General features: G+C 69.5%; 14 protein-coding genes. 3 read left to right on the top strand and 11 right to left on the bottom strand.

From position 1 onward, the window contains the following. Positions 1-4: 4 nt before the first annotated feature. The 4 genes from A6A40_RS28915 to A6A40_RS28900 all read right to left on the bottom strand — a co-directional run bounded on the left by A6A40_RS28915 (position 5) and on the right by A6A40_RS28900 (position 3,803). Positions 5-214, bottom strand: coding sequence for a DUF1656 domain-containing protein (locus A6A40_RS28915; RefSeq protein ID WP_108549275.1), 210 nt, complete (start codon positions 212-214; stop codon positions 5-7). Continuing rightward, on the bottom strand, positions 211-2,322 hold the full coding sequence (locus tag A6A40_RS28910) for an FUSC family protein (RefSeq protein ID WP_108549274.1): 2,112 nt from the start codon (positions 2,320-2,322) through the stop codon (positions 211-213). The genes A6A40_RS28915 and A6A40_RS28910 overlap by 4 nt, the downstream gene beginning before the upstream one ends. A gap of 10 nt (positions 2,323-2,332) precedes the next feature. Further along, the gene (locus tag A6A40_RS28905) at positions 2,333-3,262 is read right to left on the bottom strand and encodes an efflux RND transporter periplasmic adaptor subunit (RefSeq protein ID WP_167562550.1); all 930 of its coding nucleotides are present in this window, start codon (positions 3,260-3,262) and stop codon (positions 2,333-2,335) included. 94 nt (positions 3,263-3,356) lie between these two features. Next, positions 3,357-3,803, bottom strand: a complete 447-nt coding sequence (locus A6A40_RS28900; RefSeq protein WP_108549272.1) for a MarR family winged helix-turn-helix transcriptional regulator — start codon at positions 3,801-3,803, stop codon at positions 3,357-3,359. 247 nt (positions 3,804-4,050) lie between these two features. Between A6A40_RS28900 and mazG the strand changes: the two genes are divergently transcribed. Then, positions 4,051-4,860, top strand: a complete 810-nt coding sequence (gene mazG / locus A6A40_RS28895; protein ID WP_108549271.1) for a nucleoside triphosphate pyrophosphohydrolase — start codon at positions 4,051-4,053, stop codon at positions 4,858-4,860. A 4-nt stretch (positions 4,861-4,864) separates the two neighbouring features. Here mazG and A6A40_RS28890 read toward each other — a convergent pair whose 3' ends face one another. From A6A40_RS28890 to crtI, 5 genes are all read right to left on the bottom strand, one after another. Next, complete coding sequence (locus tag A6A40_RS28890) at positions 4,865-5,704, bottom strand: sulfotransferase family protein (protein ID WP_158279385.1); 840 nt, start codon at positions 5,702-5,704, stop codon at positions 4,865-4,867. A 321-nt stretch (positions 5,705-6,025) separates the two neighbouring features. Beyond that, positions 6,026-7,171, bottom strand: a complete 1,146-nt coding sequence (locus tag A6A40_RS28885) for a glycosyltransferase family 2 protein (RefSeq protein WP_108549269.1) — start codon at positions 7,169-7,171, stop codon at positions 6,026-6,028. Beyond that, the gene (locus A6A40_RS28880) at positions 7,168-7,983 is read right to left on the bottom strand and encodes a lysophospholipid acyltransferase family protein (protein ID WP_108549268.1); all 816 of its coding nucleotides are present in this window, start codon (positions 7,981-7,983) and stop codon (positions 7,168-7,170) included. Before A6A40_RS28880 ends, A6A40_RS28885 begins: the two co-directional genes overlap by 4 nt. Positions 7,984-7,999: 16 nt before the next feature. After that, on the bottom strand, positions 8,000-9,553 hold the full coding sequence (locus A6A40_RS28875) for a phytoene desaturase family protein (protein ID WP_108549267.1): 1,554 nt from the start codon (positions 9,551-9,553) through the stop codon (positions 8,000-8,002). Next, positions 9,550-11,103, bottom strand: a complete 1,554-nt coding sequence (gene crtI / locus A6A40_RS28870) for a phytoene desaturase family protein (RefSeq protein ID WP_108549266.1) — start codon at positions 11,101-11,103, stop codon at positions 9,550-9,552. Before crtI ends, A6A40_RS28875 begins: the two co-directional genes overlap by 4 nt. Before the next feature lie 63 nt (positions 11,104-11,166). Between crtI and A6A40_RS28865 the strand changes: the two genes are divergently transcribed. Further along, positions 11,167-12,639 (top strand): aldehyde dehydrogenase family protein, encoded by a 1,473-nt coding sequence (locus A6A40_RS28865; protein WP_236784125.1) that lies wholly within the window; start codon positions 11,167-11,169, stop codon positions 12,637-12,639. A 26-nt stretch (positions 12,640-12,665) separates the two neighbouring features. Next, positions 12,666-13,127 (top strand): DUF4126 family protein, encoded by a 462-nt coding sequence (locus tag A6A40_RS28860; RefSeq protein WP_108549265.1) that lies wholly within the window; start codon positions 12,666-12,668, stop codon positions 13,125-13,127. A 13-nt stretch (positions 13,128-13,140) separates the two neighbouring features. Here the strand turns inward: A6A40_RS28860 and A6A40_RS28855 are convergent, their stop codons facing one another. Both A6A40_RS28855 and A6A40_RS28850 read right to left on the bottom strand, forming a co-directional pair. Then, positions 13,141-14,322, bottom strand: a complete 1,182-nt coding sequence (locus A6A40_RS28855; RefSeq protein ID WP_108549264.1) for an acetyl-CoA C-acyltransferase family protein — start codon at positions 14,320-14,322, stop codon at positions 13,141-13,143. A 31-nt stretch (positions 14,323-14,353) separates the two neighbouring features. Further along, positions 14,354-15,157 carry an enoyl-CoA hydratase/isomerase family protein gene (locus A6A40_RS28850; RefSeq protein ID WP_108549263.1) on the bottom strand — a complete coding sequence of 268 codons (804 nt, stop codon included), beginning with the start codon at positions 15,155-15,157 and terminating at the stop codon, positions 14,354-14,356. Positions 15,158-15,329 lie beyond the last annotated feature (172 nt).

Genomic DNA, 15,329 nt, shown 5'->3' with positions numbered 1-15,329 from the left:
CGCCTCAGGCGGTCCAGGCCGACCACAGCCCGGCCAAGCCGCTCAGAACCAGCACATAAAGCGCGAAGTCGAACAGCGGCGGGTGCCAGACCCAGCCATAGGCGCCGACCGCGCGCAATCCCCGGCGCAGCAGAGCAGACACCGCCCAGGCCGCCACGGCCAGCAGCAGCAGCGGGGGAAGAAACAGGCCGTAGACGTCGATCTCGCCGATCATGCGCGTGCCCTCTCAGGGAAATGCATCTCGTCCGCCGGCCCCGGAGCGTCGAAGGCCGCGTCGGGGAACAGGCTGCGCCGCAGGGACGCCAGCGCCACCACCGCACGGTCGCGCTCGGGACCGGAAGGCGCGGCGGCGATTGCCGACAGCAGTTCGTCCATGCTGCCCAGCAGTTCGGCAGGGGCGGGGTCGGGACGCTTGGCCGACAGGGCACGGAAATGGGCGGCCACGCCGCGCAGAATCCGGTCCAGCACCGGCCCGGCGTCAGCGCCGAGCACCCGCCGGACCCGCTGAAGCTCCACCACGTTCAACCCGACCCGCAGGTCGCGTACGGCGTCGATGGCATCCACATCCACCGAACCGCCGGCCTGCGCCAGCCGGGCCGACAGCAGCCCGACACGGTCCAGCATGCGGCTTTCGAAACCATCCGCCGACGGAGCGGTCCTGCGGCCGGCCAGATCGGCGATCTCGCGCCAGCCGACATGCAGCAGGCGCCGGGCGCTCCAGGCTGCACCGACCGACCGGCACAGGCGGGTGACCAGCATGGCGGTGACGATGCCGACGATCTGTCCGGCGCTGCTGTTCAGGAAGGAGGCGAAGTCGCCGGTTCCGGTGTCGAGCAGGCTGAGCGAGCCGCCGACGCCGAAGATCAGCGCCATCGCCTTGCCCATCGTCGCCGGCCGGGCGACGAACACGCCCAGTCCCACCAGCGTCGGCGCCAGACAGAGCGCCAGGATGGGGAAGCTGTCGAAGGACGGCAGAACCACCAGCAGGTAGAAGGCGGACAGCGGCATCGACGCCAGCGTATAGACCAGAAAGAGACGGATTCCCGGCACCGGATCGTCGAAGGATGCGAAGAAGCAGGTGAAGACCGCCACCATCATCGCCGCCGCCGACCCCGTCGACCAGCCGGTCAGGATCCAGAAGGCGCAGATGACGGTGATCCCCAGCAGCGCCGCCGCCGCCGACCACAGGGCCATGCCATGGTCGAGGTGGAAGACGCCGCGCGACCTCTTGCGCGCCAACGGATCCAGATGGTCGGGCAAGGCATGGTCGCCGGAGGCGATATGCGCCCGCAGGTCCCGGCAATCGCGGTGGATTTCCACCAGGGACCGCAGGCGCCGGATGAAGCTGAACCGGGTCGCCGCCTCCCAATCTCCGGCCGATCCGGCGGACTCCTCCGCCTCCAGCCGGTCGAGCCGGGCTACCAGCCGGCCGGCCTCCGCCGGATCGGCGCCGGCCCCTGCCGCGATCCAATTCCGCACGGCGGCCAGCACCGGAGCCACATCCGGCGGCAACGTGCCGTCCGTCCGGCGCAGCGCGATCAAGCGGTCCTGAACAGCGGTCAGCACCGGCAGCAGATACACCATCCGGTCCTGCAGAGCCCGCATCGGCCGGGTCATCCAGCGCAGATCGGAGGTGTCGTAGGGCAGGTGGGTGGTCATCACCCGCAACTCGGTCAGGTCGCTCGCCATCTTGTGGCGGTCGCGCAGCCGGGCATCCATTTCCGCCCCGTCCATCGCGTCGAGCGTCCAGCGTTCCGCATCGCGCAGCGCCGCGTCGAGCTTGCCGAGCAGGACCGGCCCCATGCCGCGCGGCAGCACCACGCTGTGGATGACGGTGGCGCAGACGATGCCCAGGATGATCTCCTCCACCCGGGCGATCCCTGTGTCGAAGATCGCCTCGGGATTGGCGACGCCGGGGAAGACGATCAGGCCGGCGGTGTAGCCGGACAGCATGAAGATGTAGCTGCGCGGCGTGCGGTCCAGCAGCGAGACGAACAGACAGCCGCCGACCCACAGCCCGACCGCCAGCGACAGCAGTTCCGGCGCGTTGATCAGCTCGACCGTCAGGATGATGGACGCGATGCTGCCGATCACCGTGCCGACGACACGGAAGACAGCCTTTGAGCGGACGGTTCCCGACAGCGGGCTCGACACCACATAGGCGGTCAGCATCGCCCAGAAGGGGCGCGGCAGCCCCATGCCGAAGGCGATGTAGAGCGCCAGCATGGAGGCCGCGAAGGACTTCAGCGAGAAGACCAGCTCGTTGAAGGTCGGCGCGGCCGGCAGGGAGAGGGCAGGGGCGGGGTTGGGGGATTTCGGCATCGCGATGCGCTCATCGCCCCGCCGGCAGCACGGCGACCTTCGGCGCACCGCCGGGAGTAGCGTCAGGAGCGCCGATGACCGACACCGTCGCGGTGCGTCCGGCCACCAGCTGCAGCGACTCCGGCACCTCGTCCAGCGCGATGCGGACGGGGATGCGCTGGGCCAGACGTACCCAGTTGAAGGTCGGGTTGACGTTGGCCACCAGCCCGGCGCCTTCCGCCCGGTCGCGGTCGACGATGGCGCGGGTGATGCTGTCGACCCGGCCGCGCAGCTCGGCATCCGTCCCCATGATCCGCACGGAGACGGGAGCCCCGGCATGGATGCGCGGCAGCTTCGTCTCCTCGAAATAGCCCATGACGTGGAAGGAGTGCCGGTCGATCAGCGCAACCACCGCCTGCCCGGCGGCAACGTAGTTGCCGGTCTTCAGCTGAAGGTTGGTGACGTATCCGTCGACCGTCGCCTTCACCTCCGTCCGCTCCAGGTTGAAGCGCGCGAGGTCGAGCGCCGCATCGGCCTGTCTGGTGGCTGCCGTGGCCTTGGCCATCGCCGCCATCACCTCCTGCCGCTGAGCGGTGGAGACGACGTTGTTGCCCAACTGCTCGTAGCGACGGGCTTCGGCACTGCGGTAGGACTGCTCGGCCCTCGCACTGTCGAGGTTCGCCTGCGCCTGTTCCACCGCCAGCCGGTAACGGCCGGGGTCGACGACGAAAAGCACGTCGCCCTTATGAACCGTCTGGTTGTCGGTCACCCGGACATCGGTGACCAGCCCGGCGACATCGGGCGACACCTGCACGATGTCGGCACGGACTCGGCCGTCGCGGGTCCAGGGTTCGTTCATGTAATAGTCCCACAGCCACAGGCCGCCACCGACCGCGGCCAGGGTTATCAGCAGGGTCACGGCAATCCGGGCCACGGTCCGCAAGGAAGGCAGAAAAGTCACGGTCTTGGTTCCTCAATCACCGCACCGATCGGACCGGCGGCGGGGCTTTGGCAACGGATTCCGCCTCGCCGCCGGGATCGCGCCACGGTCGGGTCTATTCGCGCTTGGCGTTGGATTCGATGGTGGCGAGCACGCGATAGCAGGCCTCCACGTCGGCCTCCGTCGCGCCCGCCATCAGGCGCTGGCGGACGTCGTTCAAAGCGTCGTTCACCTGGGCCAACAAGTGTCGGCCGGCATCGGTCATGTGCAGGGTTTTCGCCCGCCGGTCGCAGGCATCCTCGCGCCGTTCCAGCAGCCCCGCGGCCTCCAGCCCGTCGAGCAGCCGGACGAGCGACGGTCCCTCGACCGCCATTTCCTCCGCCAGTTCGCGCTGGCGCAGCCCGTCGCCGAGTTCGGCCAGCAGCATCAGCGGCGTGATGGCCGAGCTGGAGAATCCGCTGTCCGCCAACACCCTGTTCGCCGCCCGCCGCCACAGATGGGAGGCGCGGAACAGGTGCAGGCCGAAACTGGGAGGAAGGCGCAGAGGCTTATCTTGTAGCATTCCTATTTAATAGGTTTGCTATCTAAATCCGGCAAGTGCCTCCGGCGCTGCGAAAGCCGCGGCTGCCGCATGGCTGGTCTGAGGTGCCATACGCACACAAAAAAAATTTTCCATAACCAATCTTATGTGTTTTTTGCCTGTGCGCGCAAAGTGGGAATGTCAGCGTCCGGTCCGCGCAACTTCCCCCGGCTGCGTCGGTCGGTTATCGTCGCGGACTTTCCTCCCCGTATCCCGGAGACCGTAGGACATGACCCGCAACATCGACCGGCTGCTCGACGTGATGGCGCGGCTGCGGAATCCCGACGGTGGTTGCCCCTGGGATCTGGAGCAGACCTACCGCAGCATCGCGCCGCACACCATCGAAGAAGCCTATGAGGTCGCCGACGCCATCGAGAAGGACGACAAGGTCGCCCTGCGCGAGGAGTTGGGCGACCTTCTGTTCCAGGTCGTCTATTACAGTCAGATGGCGCGCGAGGAAGGGCTGTTCGACTTCGACGAGGTGGCCGGCGTCATCACCGACAAGATGATCCGCCGCCATCCCCATGTCTTCGGACCGGAAGAGGTGAAGTCCTCCGACCAGCAGACCTCGCGCTGGGAGGATCACAAGGCCGCCGAACGCGCGGCCAAGGCGGCGGAGGAAGGCCGGGCGCCGTCGGCGCTGGAGGGCGTGATCGCCGGCCTGCCCGCTTTGACCCGCGCCCTGAAGCTGCAGAACCGCGCGGCACGGGTCGGCTTCGACTGGACCGACGCCCGCGACATCCTCGACAAGATCGAGGAGGAGGTGAAGGAACTGCGGGCGGAGATGGATGCCGGATCGGCCCAGGAACGGGTGGCGGACGAGTTGGGCGACCTGCTCTTCGCACTGGTCAACCTCGCCCGCCGGCTGAAGGTGGAGCCGGAGACGGCGCTGCGCGGCACCAACGCCAAGTTCGAGCGCCGCTTTCACCGGATCGAGGCGCTGCTGTCCGCCCAGGGCCGCAAGCCGCAGGATGCCACGCTGGACGAGATGGAAGCCTTCTGGCAGCAAGCCAAGCGCGAGGAACGCGGGGAATCCTGAGCCGTCAGTAATCCCAGCGCTCGAAGGCGAAGGCCCACTGCCGGCGCACCGCGCGGCGGGCCTGATCCTCCAGATCGTGGCACGCCCGCCGGTAATCGCGCACGCCGGCCAGATAGCGCTCCATCCGTGGTTGCGCCGGATCGAACGGACCGAGGCCGAGCCCGTCATAGGTCCGGCGCAGAGTCGCCAACGGATCGGCGATGAAGCGGTCATAGCGGATTTCAGCCAGCCGACCGGGCGGCAGCAATGCCCGGTCGCGGTCGAACCGGGCCATCATCGCCGGATAGAGGTCCAGAACCAGCGCGTCCACCGCCCGCGGGTCGTAGGATTGCAGCGAGAATTCCCGCAGCAGGGTCAGCAGCATGCGACGGGTGGAGCTGAAAACCTCGTAGGGGTCGCGGTGGATGTGGAGGAAGACAGCATCGGGGCGCAGGGCCAGCAATTCCCCCACCCTGGCGGTATGGGCGGGATTCTTGATCAGCAGGCGCCGGCTGCCCGAATAGAGCTGCAGCTTGGTCAGGTAATGGTCCATCCGGCGGCGCCACAGTGCCACCGCCTCCGGACGGCAGCCCTCGAACAGAACGCCCTGGCGGAAGGCGCGGTAGAGGTGCCTGGGGAAGAAAATGCCATGGTAGTAGGACAGCGGCTGCATCAGCGCCAGGGCCAGTTCGTCCTCCTGCGGGGCGGTCGGGTCGATCGGCATCGGATCGATGATCCGGTCGGGCGGCAGCCACGCCTCCAGCCGCGAGCGCCAGAAGGATGTCAGGCCGAGGAAGCCCCAGGGAAGGCCTACCGCCAGCGGGTCGGGAGCGGCGAAGCGCTCGTCCTGGGCCAGCAGGTTCAACAGATGGGTGGTGCCCGCTCCGCCAGTGGCCGAGGATGAACAGCGGCGGCGGTACCGCCCCGGTCTGCCCCATGCCCAGCCCCCTGCCAAGCCCCCTGCCCGACCACCCGGCCAGCCGCTCCACCCGTTGCCGCTCCACCCGTTGCCGCTCCAGCAGGTCCAGCGGGGCTCGGATGGCCGCGGCACCGGCTGCCGTCACCACCCGGTGCAGATACGGCAGCTCCACCCCGCCGCCCTTGACCACCACCGTCGCCAGCGTCGCGGCGTCGGCGCCGGCCAGCGGGTGGAAGATGCGGTGGGCGCGCCGGCGCAGCCAGGGCGTCATGATGCCCCCGGTCCGGTCGGATAGGCCCGCCCGCGCCATTCCGATGGCCGGCCATGGCGGGCGCGCAACAGCGCCGACCATTGGATCGCCAGCATGATCAGGATGCCGACCGGGTGCAGAAGGGCGCCGACGACACTCTGGCGGAAGCGGATCAGCAGCAGGAGCCGGAACAGCAGTCCCGCCGCCGCCGCAAGCCCCGCCATGACGACGGCTCCGTCCGGCAGCGGGTCCAGCGCCGCCCAGCCCAGCAGGATCCAGGGCAGGACATGGCCGCCAAACAGCAGAAGGGTCCAGACCGGCAGGGCGGCGGGGGTCGCCATCCCTTCCGTCGCGTTCTTGGTGAAGCCGGACCACACCTCCCGCCAGCCGCGATACATGCGGCAGCGGGCAAGGCCGCTGGCGTCGAACAGGTCGGTTCCCTGCCCCGCCCGGCGGAAAGCGCGCGGCAGTGTCACCCCGTCATGCAGCGACGCCGATATCGCCGCATGGCCGCCGGCCTCTTGGTACGCCTCCCGCCGCACCGCAATCAGCTGGCCGCAGGCGGCGCCGAACCGCGGATCGCCCGACAACCGCATCCCCAGCATCGGCAGATAGCCCAGCAGCAGCACATGGATCAGCGGGATCACCAGAGCTTCGGCCAGCGTCCCGGTCTCCTGCCGCGGAAACCCACTGACCAGACCATGCCGGCCGGACAGCAGGGCGCCGCAGGTCAGGCGGGCGGCGTCCGGAGCAAGCCGCACGTCGGCATCCTGGAACAGCAGCACCGGATGGCGCGCCAACGTGGCGAGCGTCTGACAGGCATGCTGCTTGCCCGACCAGCCCGGCGGCAGCGGCGGCGCGCCTTCCAGCCGGACGCGGGGATCCCGCGCGGCGATCGCACGAACGATCTCCGCGGTTCGATCGGTGGAGTGGTCGTCCAGCACCACCACCTCCACCTCGACGCCTTTGCTGAGCAGGGCCGCATCCACGGCGGCGGCGATGCCGGACTCCTCGTTGCGGGCCGGGATCAGGATGCTCACGGCCGCCCCCGAGGGCGGAGCGGCCTTGGGGCGGCGGTAGAGCAGCAGGTTCACGCCCCCCAGCAACAGAGGCAGCAGTGCCAGGATCAGCGACAGCCCGGCAATCAGGATGATGACACTCATGGCCGTTTCACCTCCTGCCGCACAGCCCGCCCCTGACCATCGCCATGCGCCGGGGAAAACGACTGCCCGCGGGCCAAGGCCCGCATCCGGCGCCACAGGTCATAAACCCCGCCGATCCCGACCGTTCCCTCGATCAGCGACAGGAAGCGCGCCGGCTCCCGGCTCTGTGCATCGAGCGCAAGCTGGTCCATCACCGTCTCCAGCCTTTCCTCGAGCTCTGCCGCGATCTCGGGAACCGCCAGACCGGCGAAGATCGCGGCGTCCATCGGTTCGCCGAACCGCATCAGTGCCTCGGGCGTGCGTTCGTCCCAGAACGGGTATTCGACAGCCAGCGGCACCACCAGGGCCGACGGCATGCGGCGGACCAGATGGGCGATGCCCGGCCGCAGACTGACCGGGCGACGGCGTGGATCGGTGAAGGCCCCCTCCGCCGTGATCCACAGCATGGCGTGCGGATCGGCCAGGATCTGTTCGGCTTTGCGCAGGAAGGCGACGGCGCCGGCGCGGCCGGGCTCCAGCCCGAACAGGCCGATGCGCCGCATGAAGCGGTAGCGGCGCAGCATCTCCGCATCGATCGGCCCGTAGCCCGGCCGCTTTCGGAAGCGGGTCGTTCCCATCACGATCAGCAGCGCGGGGTCCCACCAGGACGGGTGGTTCAGATAGACGATGACCGGCCTGCCGGGCGGCAGAACCGGCCAGCCCGGCCGCGCCAGCCGCACCGCATGGAAGCCGCGCCGCAGCCTCCGGGCCATGACGCCGCCGAAAAACCAGCAGAGCAGCCGGGACCGTAACGCGACCGGATCGTCCGTCATCACCCGCCCGCCTGTCTCAGGCGACGGCGCGGGCGGGGCCGGCTTGGGAACCGTCCTGCAGGCCGCCGCGCAGGTCGCGATCCAGGCTGTCGGCGGCGATCCAGCCGGACATCAGCACCATCGGCATGCCCGGCCCCGGATGGGCCGCCCCCCCGGCCAGATACAGCCCCTCCACGTCGCGCGACCGGTTGCCCGGCTTGAAGGCGCCCATGAAGCGGCCATGGCTCGCCAAGCCATAGATGGCGCCGTTCAGCACCTTGTAGCGGTCGTGGATGTCCTGCGGGGTCAGCACATGCTCCACCCGGATGCGGTCCTCCAGATCGGGCATGCCGGCGGTGCGCTTCAGCTTGTCGAACACCACGCGCCGGTATTCCGGCAGCATGCGCGTCCAGTCGTGGTGCGGGCGCAGATAGGGGGTGTGGACCAGCACATACAGCGCCTCGCCCCCCGGCGGGGCGACGCCCGGCTCGGTGCGGGCCGGGGCGGCGATGTAGCAGGTCGGGTCGAGCGCCGGCTCGCCGCGGCGGTAGATCCAGTCGAACTCCTCCGCCGGGTCGCGGGAAAAGACGAAGTCATGGTGCAGCAGATGGTCGTAGCCGCGGTCGAGCCCCAGATAGAACACCACGCCCGAACAGGCCGGCTCGTAGCTGCGGCGCTTGGCGAAGCGCTTGGCCGGCTCGCCCCCGACCAGTTCCCGATAGGTGCGGATGGAATCCATGTTGGACACCACGGCCGACACCGGAATGCGCTCGCCCGCGTCGGTCTCCACCGCCACGGCGCGGCCGGCCTCCACCTCCAGGCGGCGGACGCCGGTGTTGGTGCGGATCTCCACGCCCAGCCGCCGCGCCACCCGTTCCAGCGCCACCGGAACCGCACGGGTGCCGCCCATCGGATACCAGACGCCGTCGTTGGTCTGCATATGCGCGATGGCACACAGCACCGCCGGGGAGCCATAGGGCGACGACCCGACATACTGGGTGAAATGGTCGAGCATCTGCGCCGCCCGCGCGTCCGGCACATGGCCGCGGATGGTGCCGGCCACCGTGCTGCCCATGCGCAGAGCCAGCACGTCCGACAGGGTGCCGGCGTTCAGGCTGTTGCGGACGTTCAGCGTGTCGCCGAGATCTTCCACCGACTTCCAGAAGAAAAAGCGTTCGGAGATGCCGTGCAGCCGTTCCGACAGCGCCTGGAAGCGGCGATAGCCCTCCCCCGCCCCGCGGCCGGGCGCCAGCCGGTCGAGTTCGGCAGCCATCCTGCCGATCTCCTCCGACAGGTCCAGCACGGTGCCGTCGTCGAAGAAGCAGCGCCATTGCGGCTCCAGCCGGACCATCTCCAGCTCGCGGTCCAGGTCGCAGCCGGCCTCCTCCAGGATGCGGCGCAGGACACGCGGCACCGTCAGGATGGTCGGCCCCATGTCGAAGCGGAAGCCGCCCTCCTCCAGCACGGCGGCCTTGCCGCCGACCCAGCCGTTCTTCTCCAACAGGGTCACCTTGTGCCCGCGCGCCGCCAGCACCACCGCCGAAGCCAGCCCGCCGAGCCCACCGCCGATCACCGCGATCCGATCCGTCATGCCATCCCCCCTGCAACGGCCTGCCGCAGCATGCCGGACAATCCCATGGTCTTTGTGCGCCACGGCGTCGGCAGGCCCAGTTCCTGGGCCAGCAGCCGCGACGTGATGCGCGCGCCTTCGAAGATGACCGGCAAGCCGCTGCCGGGATGGGTGCCGCCGCCCACCAGATAGACGCCGTCCAAATCCTCGAACCGGTTGCGGGGGCGGCGGTGCAGCATCTGGTCCAGGCTGTGCGCCAGATTGAAGGTGGCGCCGCGATGCACCGCGAACTGGCTTTCCCAGTCGGCCGGGGTGATCACCCGTTCAACCCGGATGCGGCGCTCGATGTCGCCCAGCCCGAAACCGGCCAACCGGTCGAGCACGGCGCGGCGGTAGCGCGGCGCCTCCGCCTGCCAATCGATGTGGCCGCGCTGGTGGCCGACCGGCACCAGGATGTAGAGCGTGCTGCCGCCGGGCGGCGCCAGGGCCGGGTCGCTGACGCAGGCGTTCTGCACATAGATCGACGGCTCGCGCGGCAGTTCCCGGCATTCCTCGATCTCCGCGAGGTTGCGGGCGTAGTCCTTCGCCAGATAGACGGTGTGGTGGTCCAGCCCGTCCACCATGCCCTCGATGCCGAGATAGAGCATGAAGGTGGAGCAGGAGAATTTCTTGGTGGCGAGCCGCGCGTCGCTCCAGCGCCGGCGCAGATCGTCGGGCACCAGCGTCGTCATCGCCCGCGCGAAGTCGGCGTTGATGACCAGCGCGTCGGCCGGATAATCGCCGGCCTCCGTCCGTACCCCGACCGCGCGGCGGCCCTGGAACTTGATGTGGCGCACCGTTTCGTTCAGGCGGACGGTGACGCCCAGGCCTTCGGCGACGCGGCGCATCGCCGCCATCACCGCATCCGTCCCGCCGCGGGGGTGGAAGATGCCGTGCTCGTGCTCCAGGAAGGACAGGATGGTGAACAGGCTGGGGCAGCGGAAGGGCGACATGCCCAGATACTTGCTCTGGAACGAGAAGGCGAGGCGGATGCGCGGGTCCTGGAAATAGCGGGAGAGATCGCGGTCGACAGACCGGTGCGGCGACAACTTGCCCAGAGCCTTCAGCATCGGCAGCGTCGCGAGCGCCCAGGGGCTGGAGAAGTCGGATTCCAGGACGGGACGGAAACGTTCCATCTTCGCACGGTTGTCGGCCAGGAAGCGCGGCAGCCCTTCGGCATCCCGCGGGCTGAGCCTGGCGATCTCCGCCATCAGCGCCTTCATCTGGGCGTGGACACGCAATTCCCCGCCGCCCTCGAACACCAGCCGGTAGAGCGGATCCAGGCGGATCAGGTCGACCTCGTCCGACAGCCGGCTGCCGCAGGCCTCGAAGATCTCCTCCAGGATGCGGGGATAGAGGAAGAAGGTCGGACCACTGTCGAAGCGGTATCCGTCCATCGAGAAGCCGGCCGACCGACCGCCGATGCGGTCCTGGCGTTCCAGCACCGTCACCTTGGCACCGGTGAGCGCCAGGAGCATCGCGGATGCCAATCCGCCCGGTCCTGCACCGATGATCACGACTTGTCGTTCCATCCGCTTGCCAAACGCTCCTGCGCTGCCGACATCTGTCGTGACGGTTACGGAGCTGGGTCGGAAATGGATCACAACAATAGCCCCACCTCTACAGTCGTAATCCATTGGCAATATGAAGTTTTTGCGCCAACGCCGGAACTCCGGTCGGCGTGGGCGGCGACCGATATTTCATCGCGACTTTCGGTCGTCCGCGGACTTCGCCGCCGGATCGCGACCGACGCGGAACGACTTGTGCAGGCATTGGCGACGCGCCCCGGCCGGACAGCGGTGGAAAGCGTGGGCGCCGAACTGTTGCCTCTGGCTGAGGCCTGCCGCTTCCTGGAACGCGAGGCTGCCCGGCTGCTGGCTCCGCGGCGGTTGGGGCGGCGCGGCCGGCCGGTCTGGCTTTTCGGGGTGGAGGCGGAGGTGCGCCGGGAGCCCTTCGGCACTGTCCTGATCGTCGGCCCATCCAACTATCCCCTGCTGCTGTCGGGGGTGCAGGCGGTGCAGGCGCTGGCCGCCGGCAACGCCGTGCTGGTCAAGCCGGCGCCGGGATGCCGCGCGCCGATGGACCTGTTGGCGGGCTGGTTGATAGAATGCGGATTGCCCGACGGGCTGTTCCGCGTGCTGGACGACTCCGCCGACGCTGTCGGCCACGCCATCGAGGCCGGAATCGACAAGCTGGTCCTGACGGGATCGGCCGGCACCGGGCGGGCGGTGGCGGAACGGCTCGCCCGCCATCTGGTGCCCTCGACCATGGAATTGTCGGGCAACGACGCCGTCTTCGTGCTGCCGGGCGCCGATACGGAGAGCGTCGCCCGCGCCCTGGCCTTCGGCCTGCGGCTCAACGGTTCCGCCACCTGCATCGCGCCACGGCGGGTCTTCGTGCCGCGCGAACTGGCGGCGGGGCTGGAGGAGGCGCTGGGGCGCCATGCCGCATCCATCCCGCCCACCCCGGTCCCGGCTCCGACCATGCGCCGGCTCGCCGCTCTGGCGCGGCACGCGGTGGCGGACGGCGCCCGCCCGCTGTCCGGCCTGCCGGAGAAGGACGAGGGATCGATGGCGCCGCTGGTGCTGACAGATGCGCGGCCCGACATGACCCTGCTGCGCGAGGAGCTGTTCGCTCCCGTCCTCTCGCTGGTCCCGGTACGCGACATGGAGGAGGCGCTGGCCGGCGCGGCGCTCAGCCCCTATGCGCTGGGTGCCTCGGTCTTCGGGCCGGTGGCGGAGGCGCGGGCGCTGGCCCTGCGGCTGGATGCCGGGACGGTGACGGTCAACGACCTGATCGTGCCCACCGCCGACCCGCGCCTGCCCTTCGGCGGACGCCATGCCAGCGGCTGGGGCGTCACCCGCGGGGCGGAGGGGCTGCTGGAGATGACGCAGGTGAAGGCCGTCTGCGTCCGCACCGGCCGGCAACGCCCGCATTTCGACCCGCCGCGCGACGGCGACGAGGCGTTGATGCTGGCGGCGCTGCGCCTGCTCCATGGCGGCCCCGGCACCCGCGCCGGGGCCATGCGGCGGCTGGTCCAGGCCGTGAGACGCCGCCTCACGTCATAACCACAATCCGATGGACCGCGCTGCCGATGCTTGCCCTGATCCTCGCCTTCCTGATCGGCGCCGTCGCCGGTTCGCGCACCCTGCTCGCCCCGGCGGCGGTCAGCTGGGCCGCCTATGCCGGCTGGCTGGACCTGTCCGGCAGCTGGCTGTTCTTCCTTGGGCACCCAGTGTCGCCCTGGGTCTTCACCGCGATGGCGCTGGTGGAACTGATCGTCGACAAGCTGCCCACCACCCCCAGCCGCAAGCTGCCCTTCCCCTTCGCCAGCCGCATCGCCGGCGGGGCCATAGCGGGTGCCGCCATCAGCGCCGATGCGGGATTCTGGATCGGCGGACTGGTTGCCGGCGGCGTCGGAGCCGTCGCGGGGACACTGCTCGGCTATGCCGCGCGGATGCGCTTGGCCGCCGCCTTCGGCCGCGACCGCCCGGCCGCTCTGCTGGAGGATGCCGTCGCGCTGGCCGCCGCCATCCTGATCGTGGCGGCGGCTTGACGGCAAAGCCTCCTTACACCCGTTCGAAGACGGCGGCGATGCCCTGCCCGCCGCCGATGCACATGGTGACCAGGGCATAGCGGCCGCCGATGCGGTGCAACTCGTGGATGGCCTTGACCGCGATGATGGCGCCCGTAGCCCCCACCGGATGGCCGAGCGAGATGCCCGAGCCGTTCGGGTTCACCTTGGCCGGGTCGAAGTCCAGTTCACGCATCACGGCGCAGGCCTGGGCGGCGAAGGCCTCGTTGGATTCGATCACGTCCATGTCGGCGACCGACAGGCCGGTGCGCTCCAGCACCTTGCGGGTCGCCGGGACCGGGCCGATGCCCATGTGGTCGGGCTCGACACCGGCATGGGCATAGCCGACCAGACGAGCCAGCGGCTTCAATCCCAGCGCCTGGGCACGGCGGGCGTCGGCCAATACCAGGGCGGCGGCCCCGTCATTGAGGCCGGAGGCGTTGCCGGCGGTGACCGACCCGTCCTTCTTGAAGACCGGCTTCATCTTCGCCAAGCCTTCCAAGGTCACGTCTCCGCGGACATGCTCGTCGGTGTCGAAGACGACGGTGCCCTTGCGTGACGGGATCTCGACGGGAACGATCTGGTCCTTGAAACGGCCCTCGGCGATCGCGTGGGCGGCGCGGCGCTGGCTTTCCGCCGCCAGGGCGTCCTGCGCCTCGCGGCCGATGCCATAGCGGGCGGCGACATTCTCGGCGGTGACGCCCATGTGAATCTTCTGCCACGGATCGTGCAGGATGCCGTTCATGTAATCGACCAGCGCCCCGTCGCCGAGACGGGTGCCCCAGCGGGCGCCGGGAACGAAATAGGGGCCGCGGCTCATCGATTCCGCGCCGCCGCCGATGGCGATGTCGCAGTCGCCGAGCGCGATGGCCTGCGCCGCCGAGACGATGGCTTGCAGGCCCGAGCCGCAGAGCCGGTTGACGTTGAAGGCCGGCACCTCGATGGGAATGCCGGCGTCGATGGCGGCGACGCGGCTGAGATAGGCGTCGTTGGTCTCGGTCGGGATGACGTTGCCCATCACCACATGGCCGATGGCATCCACCGCGGCACCGGAACGATCCAGCGCCGCCTTGACGGCGACGGTGGCGAGCCGGGTCAGCGGCACATCCTTCAGCGTGCCGCCGAAGCCGCCGATGGCCGTGCGGGCGGCGCCGACGATGACGATGTCGTTCTGCATGCTGGGTCCACTTCGCGGGCGCAGGAGAGGGTCAGCGGCCGGTGAAATTCGGCCGCCGCTTGGCGGTGAAGGCGGCGATGCCTTCGCGGAAATCCTCGGTGACGGCAGTGGCGAGGAAGCGGTCGCGCTCGGCATCCAGCTGCCCGTCCAGCGTCCGGTCGAAGGACTGCCGCATCAGGTGGCGGATACCGGAATAGGCGACGGTCGGCCCGGCGGCGAGCCGTTCGGCCAGCTTCGCCGTCTCCGCCGCCAGATCGGCGGCCGGCACCACCCGGTTGACCAGCCCGATGCGCAGAGCTTCGGCGGCGTCGATCACCTCCGACAGCATCGCCAGCTCCATGGCGCGGCGCAGCCCGACCAGACGCGGCAGATGGAAACTGCCCGATCCGTCCGGCGTGGCGCCGATGCGGGCATAGGCCATGGTGAATTTGGCGTCGTCGGCGGCGATGCAGAGATCCGCGGCGGTGGCGAGGCTCATGCCTGCACCCGCCACCGGCCCATGCACCGAGGCCAGCACCGGCACGTCCAGCCGGTCGAGGATGCGCACCGCTTCGTGCAGATGGGCGATGATGGCGCCGGCCACCGCGGGCGCTGCGGCGGGGTCGTCGTTGAAACGGCCGACATCGCCGCCGGCCATGAAGCCGCGGCCGTTGCCGGCGATGACCAGCACACGGGTCAGCCCCTGCCCGCCTTCATCGGCCACGCTGCGGCAGGCGTCCAGCAGGGCGGCGGCGGTAGGCTCGTCCAGCGCGTTCAGCACGGCGGGGCGGTTCAGCCGGATCCAGGACACGGCCCCCTCGCGGGTGAGAAGAACCGGCGGGGCGGTGTCGGACATGATGGCGTCTCCCGGATATCTACCTGGAAGAAGGTATGTTACCGGACGGTATGCAATGTCAACGGTCAGGTTGCCCCAATGGTAAACTGACCCATCGGCGCTGCGGACCAAATCCGGGACTTGGCTGTTGGACATGAGGTCAGGGCAGCGGCCCTGACCGGAAAACGCAGAT

This window comes from Azospirillum humicireducens (genome assembly GCF_001639105.2).
GTDB classification, from domain to species: Bacteria; Pseudomonadota; Alphaproteobacteria; order Azospirillales; family Azospirillaceae; genus Azospirillum; species Azospirillum humicireducens.
The sequence above is the reverse complement of the archived record's forward strand: the minus strand, read 5'-3'. Positions and strand labels throughout refer to the sequence as shown.